This is a genomic window from Pseudomonas sp. MWU15-20650, assembly GCF_023242475.1.
Lineage (GTDB): Bacteria > Pseudomonadota > Gammaproteobacteria > Pseudomonadales > Pseudomonadaceae > Aquipseudomonas.
The window spans coordinates 85,864-103,452 of record NZ_JALJFG010000014.1; the positions used below are offsets into that span (position 1 = coordinate 85,864).

Here is a 17,589-nt window from a genome sequence, read left to right on the forward strand (position 1 = left end):
TACTCGCCCATCTGATGCGGGGGGCTGGCCGGTCAAGCAGTACTTCATCATGCTGCTGTCGTTGGTGGTCTAACAGGCACACCGCAAAACAAATGTGGGAGGGGGCTTGCCCCCGATAGTGGTGGATCAGCCAACTTGTTCTTAGCTGACCCACTGTAATCGGGAGCAAGCCCCCTCCCACATGCTGACCGAGTCAGACGCCGGTTTTTGGTACTCGCCCATCTGATGCGAGGGGCTGGCTGGTCAAACAGTACTTCAGCATGCAGCTGTCGTTGGTGGTCTAACAGGCACACCGCCAAAAAAATACCCCTGCATCTCTACAGGGGTATCTCTCTACACAGCACTGCTTGCAGCTTGTAGCTTAAAGCTGCTTCAGTGCTGTACTGCCCCACTCGCCCCCAGGCCAGTCTGCGAACGCACAAACTGCGGGAAGTACAGCGCACGCTCTTTCTCTGCCGCCGCCGACTTGTCGGTGATGGAGAAGAACCAAATGCCGATGAACGCAATGATCATCGAGAACAGCGCCGGGTACTCGTACGGGAAGATGGCTTTTTCATGGTGAAGGATCGAGACCCAGATGGTCGGGCCCAGGATCATCAGGCCCACGGCACTGATCAAGCCCAGCCAGCCGCCAATCATCGCACCGCGGGTGGTGAGGTTTTTCCAGTACATGGAAAGCAGCAACACCGGGAAGTTACAGCTGGCGGCAATCGAGAACGCCAGGCCGACCATGAACGCAATGTTCTGGCTTTCGAACAGGATACCCAGGCCGATCGCCAGGACGCCCAAGGCGATGGTGGTGATCTTCGATACGCGAATCTCATCCTTTTCGTTGGCCTTGCCTTTCTTGATCACGCTGGCGTAAAGGTCATGGGACACCGCTGACGCGCCGGCCAGGGTCAAGCCGGCAACCACCGCGAGGATGGTGGCAAATGCCACGGCCGAGATGAAGCCCAGGAAGATACTGCCGCCTACCGCGTTGGCCAGGTGCACCGCCGCCATGTTGTTGCCGCCCAGCAAGGCGCCTGCCGCATCCTTGAACGCCGGGTTGGTGCTGACCAGCAGGATCGCGCCGAAACCGATGATAAAGGTCAGGATATAGAAGTAGCCGATGAAGCCCGTGGCATACAGCACGCTCTTGCGCGCTTCCTTGGCGTCGCTGACGGTGAAGAAACGCATCAGGATGTGCGGCAGGCCGGCGGTACCGAACATCAGTGCCAGGCCCAGGGAGAACGCGGAGACCGGGTCTTTCACCAGGCCACCGGGGCTCATGATCGCCTCACCCTTAGGGTGAACCTTGATCGCCTCGGAAAACAGCATGTTGAAGTCAAAGTTAACGTGCTTCATCACCATCAGCGCCATGAACGAGGCACCGGACAGCAGCAGCACGGCCTTGATGATCTGTACCCAGGTGGTCGCCAGCATGCCGCCGAACAGCACATACAGGCACATCAGGATGCCGACCAGGATCACCGCCACATGGTAGTCCAGGCCGAACAGCAGTTGGATCAGCTTGCCCGCCCCGACCATCTGCGCAATCAGGTAGAACGCCACCACCACCAGCGAACCACAGGCCGACAGGCTGCGGATCTGGGTTTGCCCGAGGCGATAGGACGCCACGTCGGCAAAGGTATATTTGCCCAGGTTACGCAGGCGCTCGGCGATCAGGAACAGAATGATCGGCCAGCCCACCAGAAAGCCGATCGAGTAGATCAGGCCGTCATAGCCAGAGGTGAACACCAGCGCGGAAATCCCCAGGAAGGACGCCGCCGACATATAGTCGCCGGCAATGGCCAGGCCGTTCTGGAAACCGGTGATCTTGCCGCCCGCGGCATAGTAGTCAGCTGCCGACTTGTTGCGCTTGGAAGCCCAGTAAGTGATACAAAGAGTGGCACCGACAAATACGACGAACATCACGATGGCCGAGACGTTCAGGGGTTGCTTGTGCACTTCACCGGTCAATGCGTCCGCCGCCCAAAGAGCCGGGGCAAACAGCGAAGCGCCGAATACAGCCAATAGACGCCGGATCATTGCGCAGCCTCCTTGAGAATCGCATTGTTCAGGTCGTCAAATTCACCATTGGCCCGGCGCACATAGATAGCGGTCAGCACGAAAGCGGACACAATCAGTCCGACGCCCAGGGGAATACCCCAGGTAATCGAGGAACCGGGGCTGATTTTGGCCCCCAGCACTTGTGGCCCGTAGGCAATCAACAGGATGAAAGCGGAGTAAAGCCCTAGCATGATCGCCGAGAGAGTCCAGGCGAATCGTTCCCTTTTTCTCACCAGCTCCTTGAAACGCGGGCTGTTTTGAATCGAGAGGTAAATGCTGTCGTTCATTGTTTTTATCCTCGCAGCACAGCTTTTTTATTATTGGAACGTATCCACTGTATGCGGCTGCGGAACAGGTTCCAGACGACCTTAGTATTAGAGGGAGTGTAGCGAGGGATTGGGAGGGCGCAGAAACATTTGCGGGTGACAAAAAAGAATGTGGGTGGGCGCTTGCCCCGAGTGCGGTGGACGCGTCAGACCACTAGCGACTGACACACCGCTATCGGGAGCAAGCCCCCTCCCACAGGGGGTTGCATCAACGGGAGAGGGATTATTTAGCGGTCCATTCGGCTACGCGTTCAGGGTGCTTGGCAACCCAGTCCTTGGCCGCAGCTTCAGGCTTGGCGCCCTCTTGGATCGCGAGCATGACTTCACCGATTTCATCCTTGGAAGCCCACTGGAATTTCTTCAGGAAGGCAGCGACTTCCGGCGCTTTCTTCTCCAAGCCCTTGCTGCCGATGCTGTTGACGGTTTCAGCAGCGCCATAAACCCCTTTTGGGTCATCCAGGAAACGCAGTTTCCACTTGGCGAACATCCAGTGTGGCACCCAACCGGTAACCGCGATGGACTCCTGCTTGTCTTCGGCGCGGGTCAGTTCCGCGATCATGGCGGCGCCCGAACTGGCTTGCAGCTTATAGTCCAGGCCATAGGCTTTGATCGCTTCGTCGGTCTTGAGCATCACCCCTGAACCGGCGTCGATACCCACGATCTTGTTCTTGAAGGTGGTGTCGGTCTTGAGGTCTTCGATGGACTTGGCCTTGACGTACTCCGGCACGATCAGGCCGATCTTCGCATCCTTGAAGTTGGGGCCGTAGTCGACCACCTTGTCCTTGTTCTTGGCCCAGTATTCACCGTGGGTCACGGGCAGCCAGGCAGAGAGCATGGCGTCGAGCTTGCCGGTGGCCACGCCTTGCCACATGATCCCGGTGGCAACCGCCTGCAGTTTCACGTCATAACCGAGTTTCTCCTTGATCACCTCGGCCGCCACATGGGTGGTGGCAACGCTGTCGGACCAACCGTCCACGTAACCGATGCTCAGGGTTTTGCTGTCGGCGCTGGCCAGTGTGGAGCTCATCGCAACTACCAGAGTGGCAACTGCGCCCAAGAGTCGTCGCATCTTCATCGTACTTCCCCGAAAGTGCTGCGCCCGACGGATGCCGAGCGACGTCAACCTGTTCTTATGTGGTGCACCGCGCCCCCTTCACGCGCCTCGATCACAGTGATCCGCCGCCAGTGGAGTGCTGACACTTCGATCATCAACCTGCCGGGGCCCGGGACCTGCTCTGGCTACGACCTTGGGTAAGCAAGAAACGACATCACAACGCCAGTAGGACGATTTGTAGGACTTGGCGCCAAAATCCCGCCCGGACTTTGCATGTCAAGATTATGCAGCCCCACTGGGACGGGGAAAATCCGGGTAAGATGCGCGCCTTTGCTCTTCCAGATAAGCCGACCATGCCCGCGAATGCCCGCTTCCCTGCCCTGCCCTATTTCTTCGCCCTGATCCTCGGCCTGCTGGCCCTTGTCGGCTATTGGTACGGCCTCGGCCGGCCGGTGGTGTTGCCGGACGTCGCCAGCGCCAGCCACAAAATGCAATGTGCGTCCTACACGCCGTTCGACAAGGACCAATCCCCCTTCGACCAGCCGTTCAAGCTGCGCCCCGAACGCATGGACGCCGACCTGGCCTTGCTGGCCACCCGCTTTGAATGCATCCGCACCTACTCCATGACCGGCCTGGAAGCCCTGCCCGACCTGGCGCGCAAGCATGGCTTGAAGCTGATGATCGGCGCCTGGGTCAGCAGCGACCCGGTGTCCACCGAAAAAGAAGTCGACCAACTGATCGCCTCGGCCAATGCCAACCCGGACGTGGTCACTTCGGTGATCGTCGGCAACGAAGCGCTGCTGCGCAAGGAAGTCACCGCCAAGCAACTGGTGACCCTGATCCATAAAGTCAAAAGCCATATCAAGCAGCCGGTTACCTATGCCGATGTCTGGGAGTTCTGGTTGAAACACCCGGAAATCGCCCCGGCAGTCGACTTCCTGACCATTCACCTGCTGCCGTACTGGGAAGATGACCCCTCCGGTATAGACCAAGCGCTCAAGCACGTCGGGGATGTACGCCAGACCTTCGGCAACCAGTTCGCGCCCAAGGACATACTGATCGGCGAGACCGGCTGGCCCAGCGAAGGTCGCCAACGCGAAACCGCCGTGCCGAGCCGCGTCAACGAGGCCAAGTTCATGCGTGGTTTTGTCGCCATGGCCGAAGCCAATGGCTGGCACTACAACCTGATCGAAGCCTTTGACCAACCCTGGAAGCGCGCCAGTGAAGGTGCGGTCGGCGGTTATTGGGGCCTCTTTGATGCAGATCGCCAGGACAAGGGCATCCTCGCCGGCCCCGTGACCAATGTGCCGTACTGGCCACTGTGGCTGGGCGTGGGCGGAATCATCCTGCTCGGCACCCTGGCGCTGGGCGGCCGCGTGCGCAGCACGCGCTCGGCCATGCTGCTGCCACTGCTGGGTGCAGTGGCGGCCTGCTCGATCGGCACCTGGGCGGAACTGACCCGTGTGACTGCACGCTTCAACGATGAGTGGGTGTGGGCCGGTTTGCTGGTGGTGCTGAACCTGCTGGTACTGAGTCACGCCGCCCTGGCCCTCAGTGCCCGCGACGGTTGGCGCGAGCGTGCGTTCAACTGGCTGGAGCAACGTGCAGGCTGGCTGGTGGCAATCGCAGGGTTTGCGGGGGCCGTGATGATGTTGGCGCTGGTGTTTGACCCACGCTATCGCAGCTTCCCAAGCGCGGCGTTGGTACTGCCGGCCCTGGTGTATCTGGCGCGCCCGGTGAGCGGGCCGCGTCGGGAAATCGCACTGCTGACCTTTATCATCGGGGCCGGCATTGCGCCGCAGTTATACCGTGAAGGGTTGTTGAACCAGCAGGCGTGGGGTTGGGCGCTGGTCAGCCTGCTCATGGTCGCAGCCCTGTGGCGTTGCTTACGGGTGCGCAAGGCTTAGGACTGCTATCGCAGGCAAGCCAGCTCCCACAATGTGGGAGCTGGCTTGCCCGATGGGGCCCGATCAGGCGCCCCGCGGCTTCCTGACCAACCGCAACCCGGCAATCACCACCGCAAACACCGCAAACGTGGTGTTGTACAACGCCAGCGCCGGCAACCCGAACACCATCCCCAGCACAGCCAACGCCCAGCCCGCACGCCCGGGTACAAAAAACCCCAGGACCGAAGTCACCAGCGCCGCCCAGCCCATCACCTTGAAGTGAATCAGCAAGCCGAGGTTCGAACGCAGTTGGCACTCCCAGCGGCTGGCCTCATCGACACAGATGCCGACCCATTGCCCATCCTCCATGAAGCCGTAACGGGCACCATAACTGGCGGCCAGCCATAACGGCAGGGCAATAAGCAGCAGGACAAGCGGCAAACGACGGGACATGGGGCACTCCGATAGGCAAAAACGGCGCTCAGCTTAATCCCACGGCCAGCGTTAGCAAGATGCACGCGCAGATATCTATTCACCAAAGCGTCGCAAAGTGTATCGTCTGGGTACTATTACCTCGACTCCGCCGTTTTTTCCGACTTTTCGTGCCGAAAGCTGGCACTTCGGTGGCAACGCGGTGGTCATAGCCTGCGAACTTCATTCAGCACGTTTCCTCTTAGGGATTAAGTCATGCTCCGTTCCTTGCGCTGTGCTGCCTTACTGGGCAGCCTTTTTTTGAGTGCGTCAGCACTGGCGGTCGACATCGACCAAGCCACCTATGGCTTCCCTTTGACCAACCCGTTCGAAGCGACCATCGCCACCACCCCGCCCGACCTTCGGCCTAAATTGCCGACCGAGGACGAGATCAACCAGTCCGACTACACCTTGAATATGCGCCCCGAGCGCGAATTCAGCCTGCCGGACAACTTCTGGGCGGTGAAGAAGCTCACCTACCGCATCGCCAAGCAGGACCGCGCCGCGCCGCTGATCTTCCTGATCGCGGGCACCGGCGCACGCTTTGACAGCAGCATCAACGAATACCTGAAAAAACTCTATTACCAGGCCGGCTACCACGTGGTGCAACTGTCGTCGCCCACCAGCTTCGACTTCATCAGCGCCGCCTCGCGCTTCGCTACCCCGGGCATCACCCAGGAAGACGCCGAAGACATGTACCGCGTGATGCAAGCCGTGCGCGCGCAGAACGCCTCGCTGCCAGTCACCGACTTCTACCTCTCCGGCTATAGCCTCGGTGCCCTGGACGCGGCGTTTGTCGCCAAACTGGATGAGACCCGCCGCAGTTTCAACTTCAAGAAGGTGCTGCTGCTCAACCCGCCGGTCAACCTCTACACCTCGATCACCAACCTCGACAAGCTGGTACAGACCGAGGTCAAGGGCATCAACAACACCACCACGTTCTATGAGCTGGTGCTGGCCAAGCTGACCCGCTATTTCCAGCAAAAGGGCTACATCGACCTCAACGACGCCCTGCTCTACGACTTCCAGAACTCCAAGCAGCACCTCTCCAACGAACAGATGGCCATGCTGATCGGCACCTCGTTCCGCTTCTCGGCGGCCGACATCGCCTTCACTTCGGACCTGATCAACCGCCGGGGCCTGATCATTCCACCGAAATACCCGATCACCGAAGGCACCAGCCTCACGCCGTTCCTCAAACGTGCGCTGCAATGCGACTTCGACTGCTACCTCACCGAACAAGTGATCCCGATGTGGCGCGCCCGCTCCGACGGCGGCAGCCTGCTGCAACTGGTCGACCAAGTCAGCCTGTACGCCCTCAAGGACTACCTGCACGACAGCCCGAAAATCGCCGTGATGCACAACGCCGACGACGTGATCCTCGGCCCTGGCGACCTGGGCTTCTTGCGTAAAACCTTCGGCGATCGCTTGACCGTCTATCCGCTGGGCGGCCACTGCGGCAACCTCAATTACCGCGTCAACGCCGACGCCATGCTGGAGTTCTTCCGTGGCTAAATATCTTCTGCTGCTCGCCGCTCTGATGTGCGCAGGCGTCGCCAATGCCGACAACAGCAAGGCCCATGAACCGACCAAAATCGATGCCGACGGCTTCAAGGAGCCGCTGAGCAAGCTCAAATTCAACCCAGGCCTGGACCAGCGTGAGTTCGAGCGCTCGTCGTTGACGGCGCTCAACGTGTATGACCCGCTGGAGTCGTGGAACCGCCGCGTGTACCACTTCAACTACCGGTTCGACCAATGGGTGTTCCTGCCGGTGGTCGACGGTTACCGCTACGTCACGCCGAGCTTCCTGCGCACCGGCGTGAGCAACTTCTTCAATAACCTGGGTGACGTGCCCAACCTGTTGAACAGCCTGCTGCAGCTCAAGGGCCATCGCTCCCTGGAAACCACCGGGCGCCTGCTGCTCAACACCACCATCGGTGTCGCCGGCCTGTGGGACCCGGCCACAGCCATGGGCCTGCCGCGCCAGAGTGAAGACTTCGGCCAGACCCTGGGCTTCTATGGCGTACCCGGCGGTGCCTATCTGGTGCTGCCGATCTTCGGTCCGTCGAACCTGCGTGACACCACCGGCCTGATCGTCGACTACGGCGCCGAGACCGAGATCAACTTCCTCAACGTCTCCAAGGTCAGCGAAAACCACCCGGAAATCTGGGCCCTGCGCGCAGTCGACAAGCGCTACCAGACCAGCTTCCGCTATGGTCAGATGAACTCACCTTTCGAGTATGAAAAGGTGCGCTACATCTATACGGAATCGCGCAAGTTGCAGATCGCCGAGTGACCCTCTTGAGGAGCCGGCTCGCCGGCTCCTACGCCCCAACGTTCAAATCGGTGCCCCTCAGGCACCACGTGCGCCAGGTAAACCGCAGTTGCAACACCGCCGCCCTGGCCATTTCCCGGTCCTGCTCCGCCAGCGCCAGTGGCCGCTCAAGTGCCTCCAGCAGTTCAGCACTGGGTGCATCCAGCAACGTCGCATTTGTACTGCTCGGCCCAGCGTGCCTGAGCGCCGCCGCCAACTGCCGTAGATAACCATCACGCATACTCGCCAGCGAACCCTCGCTACGCGACAAGCTCGCGCGCAATTCCAGCAACTCATCGCCCAGGTCCAGCCCCAGCAAACCGTTGTCCCAATGGGTGCGACGATCAGCAGGCAACGCTTGGCTGTAGCGGGACAGACGAATCAAACGATCCGCCATCCGCCCGCCAAACCAGCTTTCGGCCTGCTCCAAAGGGCGAGACGTCAGTTGCGCCAAGTCGAACAACGATGCCTTGAACATCCGCCGATAGTGATGCTCGCCCGGGTTAAGCTGGATCAGCCGAAACACCAGCACTGCAATCCCGACGCCCACCAGGGTCGCGATGGCCTTGTTCAGAAAGGCGGCGATGTCATAACTCATCAGATTGCTGGGTCCTACATTGTTGACGAAGAAGATGCAAAACGCAGACGCGGTGGCTGCCAGTTTGACCCGGCGCATGCACAACGAAGCGAAAAACAGCGGCACGCCCAATGCCACACATAGCAGTGGGAACGCATCAAAACCGGGTAACAAGGCAAAGCGCACAACACCGGCCACCGGGATCGAGAGCGCAATGCCTTTGAGAAAATTAAGACTGGACGCCGAAGGGTTTTCCCGCGCAGCAAACAAGCTCAATACCACGCCACAGATTGATACTGCGCCCAGCCCCGAGGGCCAGGCGGTAAACATCCAGAACGCAGCGACAGCCAGGAAAGCCAAGGCGCTGCGCAACCCACCGAGGACACCCTGCTCGATATCCCGATGCCAGGACATGGCCCCTGGCGCACCGGGTGGCACCCTGCCCGCTTCGACGGCTGCCAGGGTCAGTTCGCCCAGGTCAATCAAATGCAGGACCTGAGCCAACTGCGCCAGACAAAAGTGCACCTGCGGGTTCAAGCGCGGATCGTCCAACGCCAGCCTGAGGCGACGTGACAGTTCGGGCAACTCCGTGTGCCGCTCCTGCTGCAACACGGCCGCCACTTCGTCCACCCAAGGCGCAACAAGGGTCGTCTCTTCCAACATCATTCGTTGACGGGCTACACCGCGCGCTGTGCGCAACAGGCCCAGCAAATCTCGACTGAGCACCCGTAACGCCTGGGAGCGACGCCGCCCCTTGGGGCCCTCAAACCAGGCATGGTCGCGCTGGGCGTCCACCGCGACCAGACGGCCCAGCGCGTCGAGCAAGCCTTTGCGCTGATCGCTCCCCAGCAGCTCTGACGCGGCGGCGCGCAGGCCGGCCTGCCAGGCCGCCCGGCCTTGAGCGGCCAATGTGTGCTCAATCCGGCGCGGCCATAAGAGGGTGCTGGCGATGGAGGCGCAGATGATCCCCAAGCTGATTTCCTGGCAGCGCGCCACCGCCTCATCGAACACACCCAGCGGTGCCGCTGTCGCCGGTAACGCAATAATTGCCGTGGTGTAGCCCGCCAGCACAAAGCCATAGGACGCGTGATTACGCAGCAGCGACGCCCCGGTGGTGCAGAACGCTAGCCACAGCGCCATGCACAGCAGGAACAGCAAAGGCGCCTGGCCGAAAAAGCCGATCATCACGACCGAAGCCACCGCGCCGACAAAGGTGCCTAGCAACCGGTAAGCGCCCTTGGCCAGGACCATGCCGCTGGTGGACTGCCCGACGATAAACACCGTGGTCAGGGCCCATTGCGGCTGCTGCAAGTCCAAGCCAAAGGCCAAATACAAGGCGACCCCGCCGGCGATCATGTTGCGCAAGGCAAACAGCAGATCAGCACGCGAGGGCGCCAGGGTGGCTTGCCAGAAATCAGGGAGTTGAACCGTGGAAAGCTTCATTCAGTGCGCACATAGATAGCAAGCTAATGATTAGCATCGTATCTATATTCCCGGCGAATGCCAATCCGCAATTCTCTCCGCATCCTGACCGTCCCCGCGCCCCGACGATAGGTCAGGGCCACGTCCCCAGCCTGGAAGCAAACCTGTCAAAAAGTTTAAACACCGGGGAAAACAGCGAAAGGTGGCCGCGCACAGAATAGCCAAAACCCGGGTGCTGCTAACAACGCCACTCAACACCTTTCAGCACTCGCCGCGGCTCCAGAAATCGGAACAATTTTTTCACGCTATCGGCCAGTTCACGCAACCGGCAATCGAGGTACCAGATGATGACAGGACAGCAGGCGGCAAAATCGACCTATAGCATTGTGTTGGTTAACTATAAATCTCTTGAACTTACCAAGACCTGCCTGGCTTTTCTGAGGGACGCCTTGCAGGGCGAAAACCCACCTGTCTTTGTCGTCGACAATAACTCTGGGGATGCCAGCACTGACTACCTGCGTACAGTGAACTGGATCAACCTGATTGAGCGTAAACCTGAACGCCGTGAAGCGGGGAATATTGCCCATGGCCGTGCGCTTGATCTTGCACTGGGCAAGGTTGAAACCGAGTACATATTTCTATTGCATACGGACACGTTCATTTATGACCCTGATATTTTCGCCCTCATGATCAGCCAGTGCACCGCCCAACGCGACGTCGCCGCCGTTGGATGTGTGGAGCAACTCGATCGAGGCTTCATTCGCTCTGCCTGGCGCGTGACATCACGGTTTTTCAAGCACTACACCCGTCGCAGCCTGCTTGCATTGGGTGTCAACGCGCGGGCACCGAAGCCCTATAGAGAAACTCACTTAAAGAGCTTTTGTACGTTATGGAATGCACGCCTGATCAAACGTCATGGCTTCCATTTTCAAATGGATGGGCGCAACCCAGGCTATGAACTGCAAGATAGAATGACCGCCCTCAATTACAAGATCGGGCTTTTATCACCGCGCAAGATGTTCCGCTACCTGGATCATATTCAAAGCGGAACGGTGTCGGCCATGGGCGGTTATTCGACCGACCATCGAAGAGTCAAAATGTACAATCAGCTGACCGAGGAAAGACCATTAGCGGTTCATGCTGTGGGTGCAAAACCCACGCTGGGATCATTAAAACAGGCATGACGAAGGCGGATTGCTGCAGGGAGGCTCCCCTGGCTCAACTGCCCCTGGGTATCGCGCAAGTTCTGTTCGGCCTGCAACAACACCAACTGCTGGGTCAACACCGCCTCTTGGCTGACAGTCCCGGCGCGCAATTGCGCCTCCTGGCTACCGAACAGTTGCTGGTTGCGCTGGTAAACCTGCTGGAAAGCATCGGCCTGGGCCTGCAAATTGTCGTCTGCTTTTCTCCACGGTTTCTCACTCACGAAAGCCGAAATCAGGATGACGCGATGCGGCTTTGCACCCCATCACTGACCTGAACTCTAGCAGCGCGATCCACGTCTGCCTGTACCACTGCGAATGCGTTCAGCATCAAGACAGACAAAGTCAGCTGTAACGCCCGGAGTGCAAGGGTTGCGGCGAGATTCTTGAGCGCTGCGCAAAGCCGGTGCTACCATGCCCGACCGCCAGTCTTGGCAAGGAACAACTGGGTTTATGAGCACCATTCGCGAGCGCAACAAAGAAAAGATCCTGCGGGCGGCGAGCGAGGAGTTTGCCGACAAGGGCTTCGCCGCGACCAAAACCAGCGACATTGCCGCCAAGGCCGGGCTGCCCAAGCCCAACGTCTATTACTACTTCAAGTCCAAGGACAACCTCTACCGCGAGGTGCTCGAGAGCATTATCGAGCCGATCCTGGCGGCCTCTACGCCGTTCAACCCGGACGGCGAACCCGCAGTGGTGCTGCGTAACTACATCCGCTCGAAAATTCGTATCTCCCGCGACCTGCCGTTTGCCTCCAAGGTGTTCGCCAGCGAAATCATGCACGGCGCTCCACACCTGAGCCCTGAACAGATCGAGCAGCTCAACGCCCAGGCCAAGCACAATATCGATTGCATCCAGAGCTGGGTGGATCGCGGCCTGATCGCGGCGATTGACCCCAATCACCTGATGTTCAGCATCTGGGCGGCGACACAGACCTATGCGGATTTCGACTGGCAGATCTCGGCGGTGACCGGCAAGGCCAAGCTGGATGAGGCGGATTATGAAGCGGCGGCGCAGACGATTATTCGGCTGGTGCTCAAGGGGTGTGAGCCGGACTGAGAGACCGAGGTGCCTGTGCCATTCGCGAGCAAGCCCGCTCCCACAGGGCTTGTACCAGACACACAATGTATAAACACCGCAAAACCACTGTGGGAGCGGGCTTGCTCGCGAAAGCACACTCCCTGACACATCCAGCCAAAAGCCCGCCCATCAGCATCAACCACCCAGATCTAGCCTCTCAGAACTCCCACTGAAGAGAGGCCATGGAATGCCTGTTTTAGCGATCTCACACCGCCTGCGAATCGGACGGTTCAGCGAGCCCAATCGTATCTATCTGATCACCACCAACACCCACGAACGTGTGCCAATATTCAGTAACTTTCATTTAGGCCGCTTGGTGGTTTGGCAATTCAGGCTTGCCCAATATCAAGGGCTGGCGAACTCCTTGGCCTGGGTAGTGATGCCCGACCACTTCCACTGGTTGGTCGAGCTACAAAAGGGCTCACTGGGCGATTTGATGTGCCAAGTGAAATCCAAAAGTACTCGAAGCGTGAACGGTGCCACCGGCCGTAAAGGCCGTCTTTGGCAATCCAGTTTTCATGACCGGGCGCTGCGAAAAGAAGACGACTTGGTGAAAATGGCTCGGTATGTAGTGGCCAATCCTTTGCGAGCGGGCTTGGTGGAGCGAATTGGCGACTATCCGTTGTGGGATGCGATTTGGGTTTAAAGCAGAGACCGAGTTGCCCCTTTCGCGAGCAAGCCCGCTCCCACATTTGACCGAGTTTCAACTTTGGAATGCAGTCAAGTGTGGGAGCGGGCTTGCTCGCGAAGAGGCCCGACCAGTCACCCAAGAATCAAGCCGACACCCCCGCATCCGCCAACAACCCCACCCCCTCGATCGCCGTAATCGCGCACTGTTCGTCAATATCCGACGTATCCCCGCTGATCCCTATCGCCCCCAGCACCACGCCCTGCTGATTTCGAATCAACACGCCACCCGGCGCCGGCACCACGCTACCCTGCCCCAGGCTGTTCAATGCCGCGATAAACGCCGGGCGCTGCTGCGCGTCCAGCGCCAACAAGCGTGAGCCCTTGCCCAAGGCAATCGCGCCCCAGGCTTTGCCGATGGCGATTTGCGGGCGCAGCAGGCTGGCGCCGTCTTCCCGTTGCAGGGTGATCAAATGCCCGCCGCTGTCGAGCACCGCAATGGTCAGCGGTGCCGCGCAAATGGTGCGCCCTGCGGTGAGAGCCTGGCTGGCCAGCTGGGTGGCAAGTTTCAAGGTTAAAGCGCTCATGGTGCCGTCCTCATTTTGTTATGGGAAATGCGGTGGAGGTCTGTTTGATCAGATGCTCGATCAAACAAATAGAACACAATGACATTTGTTTTTGTATACAATATTTTCTAACAAAGTCTCCATACGTCGAAAAAAGCCGTTCCGACGAACGCGTAGGCCAGTTTATAAAATGCATTGACCTGCGCAGTCCGCCGTGAATACACTTTGGACAGACACCACTTGTATACAATTACAAAACGCAAGAGGCACCAAAACCATGAGCAAAATGAGAGCAATCGAAGCCGCCGTTCTGGTGATGCGTCGTGAAGGCGTAGATACCGCCTTCGGTATCCCGGGCGCCGCGATCAACCCGCTGTATTCGGCCTTGCAGAAGGTCGGTGGCATCGATCACGTCCTTGCTCGCCACGTTGAAGGCGCCTCGCACATGGCCGAGGGCTACACCCGCACCAAGGCCGGCAATATCGGCGTGTGCATCGGCACCTCGGGCCCGGCGGGCACCGACATGGTCACCGGCCTGTACAGCGCCTCGGCGGACTCGATCCCGATCCTGTGCATCACCGGCCAGGCCCCGCGCGCCCGGATGCATAAGGAAGACTTCCAGGCCGTCGACATCACCAGCATCGTCAAGCCAGTAACCAAGTGGGCAACCACGGTCCTGGAACCCGGCCAGGTGCCGTATGCCTTCCAGAAAGCCTTCTACGAAATGCGCTCCGGTCGCCCAGGCCCGGTGCTGATCGACTTGCCGTTCGACGTGCAGATGGCCGAGATCGAATTCGACATCGACGCCTACCAGCCGCTGCCCCTGGCCAAGCCATTGGCCACGCGCGTCCAGGTCGAGAAAGCCTTGGCGCTGCTGGACCAGGCCGAACGCCCACTGCTGGTGAGTGGTGGTGGTGTGATCAATGCCGACGCCAGCGAGTTGCTGGTGGAGTTCGCCGAGTTGACCGGCATTCCCGTGATCCCGACCCTGATGGGCTGGGGCACCATCCCCGACGATCACCCGCTGATGGTGGGTATGGTCGGCCTGCAAACCTCGCACCGTTATGGCAACGCGACGATGCTCAAGTCGGACGTCGTGCTGGGTATCGGCAACCGCTGGGCCAACCGTCATACCGGCTCGGTGGAGGTCTATACCGAAGGGCGCAAGTTCATTCACGTCGACATCGAGCCGACGCAGATCGGCCGCGTCTTCACCCCGGACCTGGGCATCGTTTCCGACGCCGGTTCCGCACTGACGATGTTCATTGAAGTCGCCCGCGAGTGGAAAGCCGCCGGCAAGCTCAAGGACCGCAGCGCCTGGCTGCATGACTGCCAACAGCGCAAAGCCACCCTGCACCGCAAGACCCACTTCGACAACGTGCCGGTCAAGCCGCAACGGGTGTACGAAGAGATGAACCAGGTGTTCGGCAAAGACACCTGCTATGTCAGCACCATCGGCCTGTCGCAGATTGCCGGCGCGCAGTTCCTGCATGTGTACAAGCCACGGCACTGGATCAACTGCGGCCAGGCCGGCCCGTTGGGCTGGACCATTCCCGCCGCACTCGGCGTGGTCAAGGCCGACCCAAGCCGCAAAGTGGTGGCGCTGTCCGGCGATTATGACTTCCAGTTCATGATCGAAGAGTTGGCGGTGGGCGCGCAGTTCAAGCTGCCGTATATCCACGTCGTGGTGAACAACTCCTACCTGGGGCTGATCCGCCAGGCCCAGCGTGGTTTCGAAATGGACTACTGCGTGCAGTTGTCCTTCGACAACCTCAATGCACCGGAACTCAACGGTTATGGCGTGGACCACGTCGCCGTCGCCGAGGGCCTGGGTTGCAAGGCCCTGCGAGTGTTCGAGCCAGGCCAGATCGCGCCCGCCTTGCGCAAGGCCGAGGCCATGATCGAAGAGTTCAAGGTCCCGGTGATCGTTGAGATTATTCTGGAGCGCGTGACCAATATTTCCATGGGCACCGAGATCAACGCCGTCAATGAATTCGAAGATCTGGCCCTGGTCGGCAACGATGCGCCGACTGCCATTTCCCTGCTCGATTAAGGAGAACCTTATGCCGCGCTTTGCTGCCAACCTGTCCATGCTGTTTACCGAACAGGATTTCCTTGCTCGCTTTAAAGCCGCCGCCGACGCGGGCTTCGAAGGGGTCGAGTACCTGTTCCCGTATGAGTTCAGCTCCGCTGAAATCAAGGCACAACTCGACGCCCATGGCCTGACCCAAGTGCTGTTCAACCTGCCGGCCGGTGACTGGGCCCAGGGCGAGCGCGGCCTGGCCTGCCACCCCGACCGGGTCGAAGAATTCCGCGCTGGCGTCAAACTGGCGATCGCCTACGCCCAGGTGCTGGGCAATACCCAGATCAACTGCCTGGCGGGCATTCGGCCTGCCGGTGTGGATGACGAAACCGTGGAAAAAACCTTCGTCGCCAACCTCAAGTACGCCGCCGACAAGCTACAGGCGGCGGGCATCAAACTGGTGATGGAGATGATCAATACCCGCGACATCCCGGGTTTCTATCTCAACAACACCGCCCAAGCCCTGTCGATTCGTGAACAAGTGGGCAGTGACAACCTGTTCCTGCAGTACGACATCTACCACATGCAAATCATGGAGGGCGACCTGGCCCGCACCATGGCGACGCACTTGGGTGAGATCAACCACATCCAGTTGGCCGACAACCCCGGGCGCAATGAGCCGGGGACGGGGGAGATAAACTATCGGTTCCTGTTCGAGCATTTGGACCGCATCGGCTACACGGGTTGGGTCGGCTGTGAGTACAAGCCGTTGACCACCACCGAAGCGGGCCTTGGCTGGCTCAAATCTCACAACGCGATCTAACTGACACAACACAATACCCATGTGGGAGGGGGCTTGCCCCCGATGACGTCAGGTCAGTCAGTACAAGTTCGCCTGACACACCGCTATCGGGGGCAAGCCCCCTCCCACATTGAGCCGGTTGTGCAATAAAAAGAGGATTTTCATCATGGCTAAAATCGGATTTATCGGCACCGGCATCATGGGCCAACCCATGGCCGCGAACCTGCAGAAAGCCGGTCATCAACTGTTTCTCTCCGAGCACCACGGCAAGGCCCCCTCCGAGCTGGTCGCCGCTGGCGCCGTGGCTCTGGCCAACCCGCAGCAGGTCGCCCAGGAAGCCGAGTTCATCATCGTAATGGTGCCCGACACCCCGCAGGTCGATGACGTGCTGTTCCGCGCCGACGGCGTTGCGGCGGGCCTGTCGCCGAACAAGGTGGTGATCGACATGAGCTCGATCTCCCCCACCGCCACCAAGGCGTTCGCGGCGAAGATCAATGCCACCGGCGCGCAGTACCTGGATGCGCCGGTGTCCGGCGGTGAAGTCGGTGCCAAAGCCGGTACGTTGAGCATCATGGTCGGTGGCGAGCCGCAGACGTTTGAACGCGCACTGCCGCTGTTCCAGGCCATGGGCAAAAATATCACCCTGGTAGGCGGCAATGGCGATGGCCAGACCGCCAAGGTGGCGAATCAGATCATCGTCGCGCTGAACATCCAGGCGGTGGCCGAAGCGCTGCTGTTCGCCGCCAAGAACGGCGCCGACCCGGCCAAGGTGCGTGAAGCGCTGATGGGCGGCTTTGCCTCGTCGAAGATCCTGGAAGTCCACGGCGAACGCATGATCAAGGGCACCTTCGATCCAGGCTTCCGTATCAACCTGCACCAAAAGGACCTGAACCTGGCCCTGGCCGGTGCCAAGGAGCTGGGGATCAACCTGCCGAACACTGCTGGCACGCAACAGGTGTTCAGCACCTGCACGGCGATTGGTGGCGGCAACTGGGACCACTCGGCGCTGATCAAGGGCCTGGAGCATATGGCGAATTTCTCGATTCGCGAGAAGTAAATCTTGATCTGAAATGCGATCGAATGTGGGAGGGGGCTTGCTCCCGAAAGCGGTGTACCAGTAGACAAAAATGTTGAATGAAAGACTGCTATCGGGAGCAAGCCCCCTCCCACATTTGATTGCATTTCAA

The 17,589-nt window shown here is 59.6% G+C and carries 15 protein-coding genes and 1 pseudogene; 9 read left to right on the top strand and 7 right to left on the bottom strand.

Annotated features, from left to right (window positions below; translation table 11 throughout):
- Positions 1 to 372: 372 nt before the first annotated feature.
- From M5B43_RS13400 to M5B43_RS13410, 3 genes are all read right to left on the bottom strand, one after another.
- Positions 373 to 2,031 carry a cation acetate symporter gene (locus M5B43_RS13400; protein ID WP_248750557.1) on the bottom strand — a complete coding sequence of 553 codons (1,659 nt, stop codon included), beginning with the start codon at positions 2,029 to 2,031 and terminating at the stop codon, positions 373 to 375.
- Positions 2,028 to 2,339 carry a DUF485 domain-containing protein gene (locus M5B43_RS13405; protein WP_248750558.1) on the bottom strand — a complete coding sequence of 104 codons (312 nt, stop codon included), beginning with the start codon at positions 2,337 to 2,339 and terminating at the stop codon, positions 2,028 to 2,030. Before M5B43_RS13405 ends, M5B43_RS13400 begins: the two co-directional genes overlap by 4 nt.
- Positions 2,340 to 2,601: 262 nt before the next feature.
- Positions 2,602 to 3,453: a glycine betaine ABC transporter substrate-binding protein gene (locus M5B43_RS13410; protein WP_248750559.1), complete on the bottom strand. Its 852-nt coding sequence runs from the start codon at positions 3,451 to 3,453 to the stop codon at positions 2,602 to 2,604.
- A 332-nt stretch (positions 3,454 to 3,785) separates the two neighbouring features.
- On the opposite strand from M5B43_RS13410, the gene M5B43_RS13415 reads away from it, so the two are divergent.
- Positions 3,786 to 5,339 (top strand): glycosyl hydrolase family 17 protein, encoded by a 1,554-nt coding sequence (locus tag M5B43_RS13415; protein ID WP_248750560.1) that lies wholly within the window; start codon positions 3,786 to 3,788, stop codon positions 5,337 to 5,339.
- A gap of 63 nt (positions 5,340 to 5,402) precedes the next feature.
- Here M5B43_RS13415 and M5B43_RS13420 read toward each other — a convergent pair whose 3' ends face one another.
- Positions 5,403 to 5,771, bottom strand: a complete 369-nt coding sequence (locus tag M5B43_RS13420; protein ID WP_248750561.1) for a hypothetical protein — start codon at positions 5,769 to 5,771, stop codon at positions 5,403 to 5,405.
- 234 nt (positions 5,772 to 6,005) lie between these two features.
- Between M5B43_RS13420 and M5B43_RS13425 the strand changes: the two genes are divergently transcribed.
- The gene (locus tag M5B43_RS13425) at positions 6,006 to 7,304 is read left to right on the top strand and encodes a serine/threonine protein kinase (RefSeq protein ID WP_248750562.1); all 1,299 of its coding nucleotides are present in this window, start codon (positions 6,006 to 6,008) and stop codon (positions 7,302 to 7,304) included.
- Positions 7,297 to 8,085 carry a VacJ family lipoprotein gene (locus M5B43_RS13430; RefSeq protein WP_248750563.1) on the top strand — a complete coding sequence of 263 codons (789 nt, stop codon included), beginning with the start codon at positions 7,297 to 7,299 and terminating at the stop codon, positions 8,083 to 8,085. The genes M5B43_RS13425 and M5B43_RS13430 overlap by 8 nt, the downstream gene beginning before the upstream one ends.
- A gap of 28 nt (positions 8,086 to 8,113) precedes the next feature.
- On the opposite strand, the gene M5B43_RS13435 is transcribed toward M5B43_RS13430, so the two are convergent.
- Entirely contained in the window at positions 8,114 to 10,123 is a 2,010-nt protein-coding gene (locus tag M5B43_RS13435; protein ID WP_248750564.1) for an FUSC family protein, read from the bottom strand.
- Positions 10,124 to 10,449: 326 nt separating this feature from the next.
- Here M5B43_RS13435 and M5B43_RS13440 point away from each other — a divergent pair, with 326 nt between their 5' ends.
- On the top strand, positions 10,450 to 11,286 hold the full coding sequence (locus tag M5B43_RS13440) for a glycosyltransferase (RefSeq protein ID WP_248750595.1): 837 nt from the start codon (positions 10,450 to 10,452) through the stop codon (positions 11,284 to 11,286).
- Here M5B43_RS13440 and M5B43_RS13445 read toward each other — a convergent pair.
- Positions 11,238 to 11,498, bottom strand: a pseudogene (locus M5B43_RS13445) (hypothetical protein); the annotation flags it as partial. The gene M5B43_RS13440 and the pseudogene M5B43_RS13445 sit on opposite strands and share 49 nt — an antisense overlap.
- A gap of 259 nt (positions 11,499 to 11,757) precedes the next feature.
- Between M5B43_RS13445 and M5B43_RS13450 the strand changes: the two are divergent.
- Together M5B43_RS13450 and M5B43_RS13455 are read left to right on the top strand one after the other, a co-directional pair.
- Positions 11,758 to 12,363 carry a TetR/AcrR family transcriptional regulator gene (locus M5B43_RS13450; RefSeq protein ID WP_248750565.1) on the top strand — a complete coding sequence of 202 codons (606 nt, stop codon included), beginning with the start codon at positions 11,758 to 11,760 and terminating at the stop codon, positions 12,361 to 12,363.
- Between the two features lie 208 nt (positions 12,364 to 12,571).
- The gene (locus tag M5B43_RS13455) at positions 12,572 to 13,030 is read left to right on the top strand and encodes a transposase (protein WP_248750566.1); all 459 of its coding nucleotides are present in this window, start codon (positions 12,572 to 12,574) and stop codon (positions 13,028 to 13,030) included.
- Positions 13,031 to 13,157: 127 nt separating this feature from the next.
- On the opposite strand, the gene M5B43_RS13460 is transcribed toward M5B43_RS13455, so the two are convergent.
- Entirely contained in the window at positions 13,158 to 13,598 is a 441-nt protein-coding gene (locus M5B43_RS13460; RefSeq protein ID WP_248750567.1) for a heme-binding protein, read from the bottom strand.
- 256 nt (positions 13,599 to 13,854) lie between these two features.
- Here M5B43_RS13460 and gcl point away from each other — a divergent pair, with 256 nt between their 5' ends.
- The 3 genes from gcl to M5B43_RS13475 all read left to right on the top strand — a co-directional run bounded on the left by gcl (position 13,855) and on the right by M5B43_RS13475 (position 17,459).
- Complete coding sequence (gcl, locus tag M5B43_RS13465; RefSeq protein WP_248750568.1) at positions 13,855 to 15,630, top strand: glyoxylate carboligase; 1,776 nt, start codon at positions 13,855 to 13,857, stop codon at positions 15,628 to 15,630.
- Positions 15,631 to 15,640: 10 nt separating this feature from the next.
- Positions 15,641 to 16,423 carry a hydroxypyruvate isomerase gene (gene hyi, locus M5B43_RS13470; RefSeq protein ID WP_248750569.1) on the top strand — a complete coding sequence of 261 codons (783 nt, stop codon included), beginning with the start codon at positions 15,641 to 15,643 and terminating at the stop codon, positions 16,421 to 16,423.
- A gap of 145 nt (positions 16,424 to 16,568) precedes the next feature.
- Positions 16,569 to 17,459: a 2-hydroxy-3-oxopropionate reductase gene (locus M5B43_RS13475; RefSeq protein ID WP_248750570.1), complete on the top strand. Its 891-nt coding sequence runs from the start codon at positions 16,569 to 16,571 to the stop codon at positions 17,457 to 17,459.
- Positions 17,460 to 17,589 lie beyond the last annotated feature (130 nt).

What these genes read in the sequence shown, in the direction of transcription:
- M5B43_RS13400 (WP_248750557.1), bottom strand. Translation starts at nt 2,031, where the DNA reads ATGATCCGGCGTCTATTGGCTGTATTCGGCGCTTCGCTGTTTGCCCCG.
- M5B43_RS13405 (WP_248750558.1), bottom strand. Translation starts at nt 2,339, where the DNA reads ATGAACGACAGCATTTACCTCTCGATTCAAAACAGCCCGCGTTTCAAG.
- M5B43_RS13410 (WP_248750559.1), bottom strand. Translation starts at nt 3,453, where the DNA reads ATGAAGATGCGACGACTCTTGGGCGCAGTTGCCACTCTGGTAGTTGCG.
- M5B43_RS13415 (WP_248750560.1), top strand. Translation starts at nt 3,786, where the DNA reads ATGCCCGCGAATGCCCGCTTCCCTGCCCTGCCCTATTTCTTCGCCCTG.
- M5B43_RS13420 (WP_248750561.1), bottom strand. Translation starts at nt 5,771, where the DNA reads ATGTCCCGTCGTTTGCCGCTTGTCCTGCTGCTTATTGCCCTGCCGTTA.
- M5B43_RS13425 (WP_248750562.1), top strand. Translation starts at nt 6,006, where the DNA reads ATGCTCCGTTCCTTGCGCTGTGCTGCCTTACTGGGCAGCCTTTTTTTG.
- M5B43_RS13435 (WP_248750564.1), bottom strand. Translation starts at nt 10,123, where the DNA reads ATGAAGCTTTCCACGGTTCAACTCCCTGATTTCTGGCAAGCCACCCTG.
- M5B43_RS13440 (WP_248750595.1), top strand. Translation starts at nt 10,450, where the DNA reads ATGACAGGACAGCAGGCGGCAAAATCGACCTATAGCATTGTGTTGGTT.
- M5B43_RS13450 (WP_248750565.1), top strand. Translation starts at nt 11,758, where the DNA reads ATGAGCACCATTCGCGAGCGCAACAAAGAAAAGATCCTGCGGGCGGCG.
- M5B43_RS13455 (WP_248750566.1), top strand. Translation starts at nt 12,572, where the DNA reads ATGCCTGTTTTAGCGATCTCACACCGCCTGCGAATCGGACGGTTCAGC.
- M5B43_RS13460 (WP_248750567.1), bottom strand. Translation starts at nt 13,598, where the DNA reads ATGAGCGCTTTAACCTTGAAACTTGCCACCCAGCTGGCCAGCCAGGCT.
- gcl (WP_248750568.1), top strand. Translation starts at nt 13,855, where the DNA reads ATGAGCAAAATGAGAGCAATCGAAGCCGCCGTTCTGGTGATGCGTCGT.
- hyi (WP_248750569.1), top strand. Translation starts at nt 15,641, where the DNA reads ATGCCGCGCTTTGCTGCCAACCTGTCCATGCTGTTTACCGAACAGGAT.
- M5B43_RS13475 (WP_248750570.1), top strand. Translation starts at nt 16,569, where the DNA reads ATGGCTAAAATCGGATTTATCGGCACCGGCATCATGGGCCAACCCATG.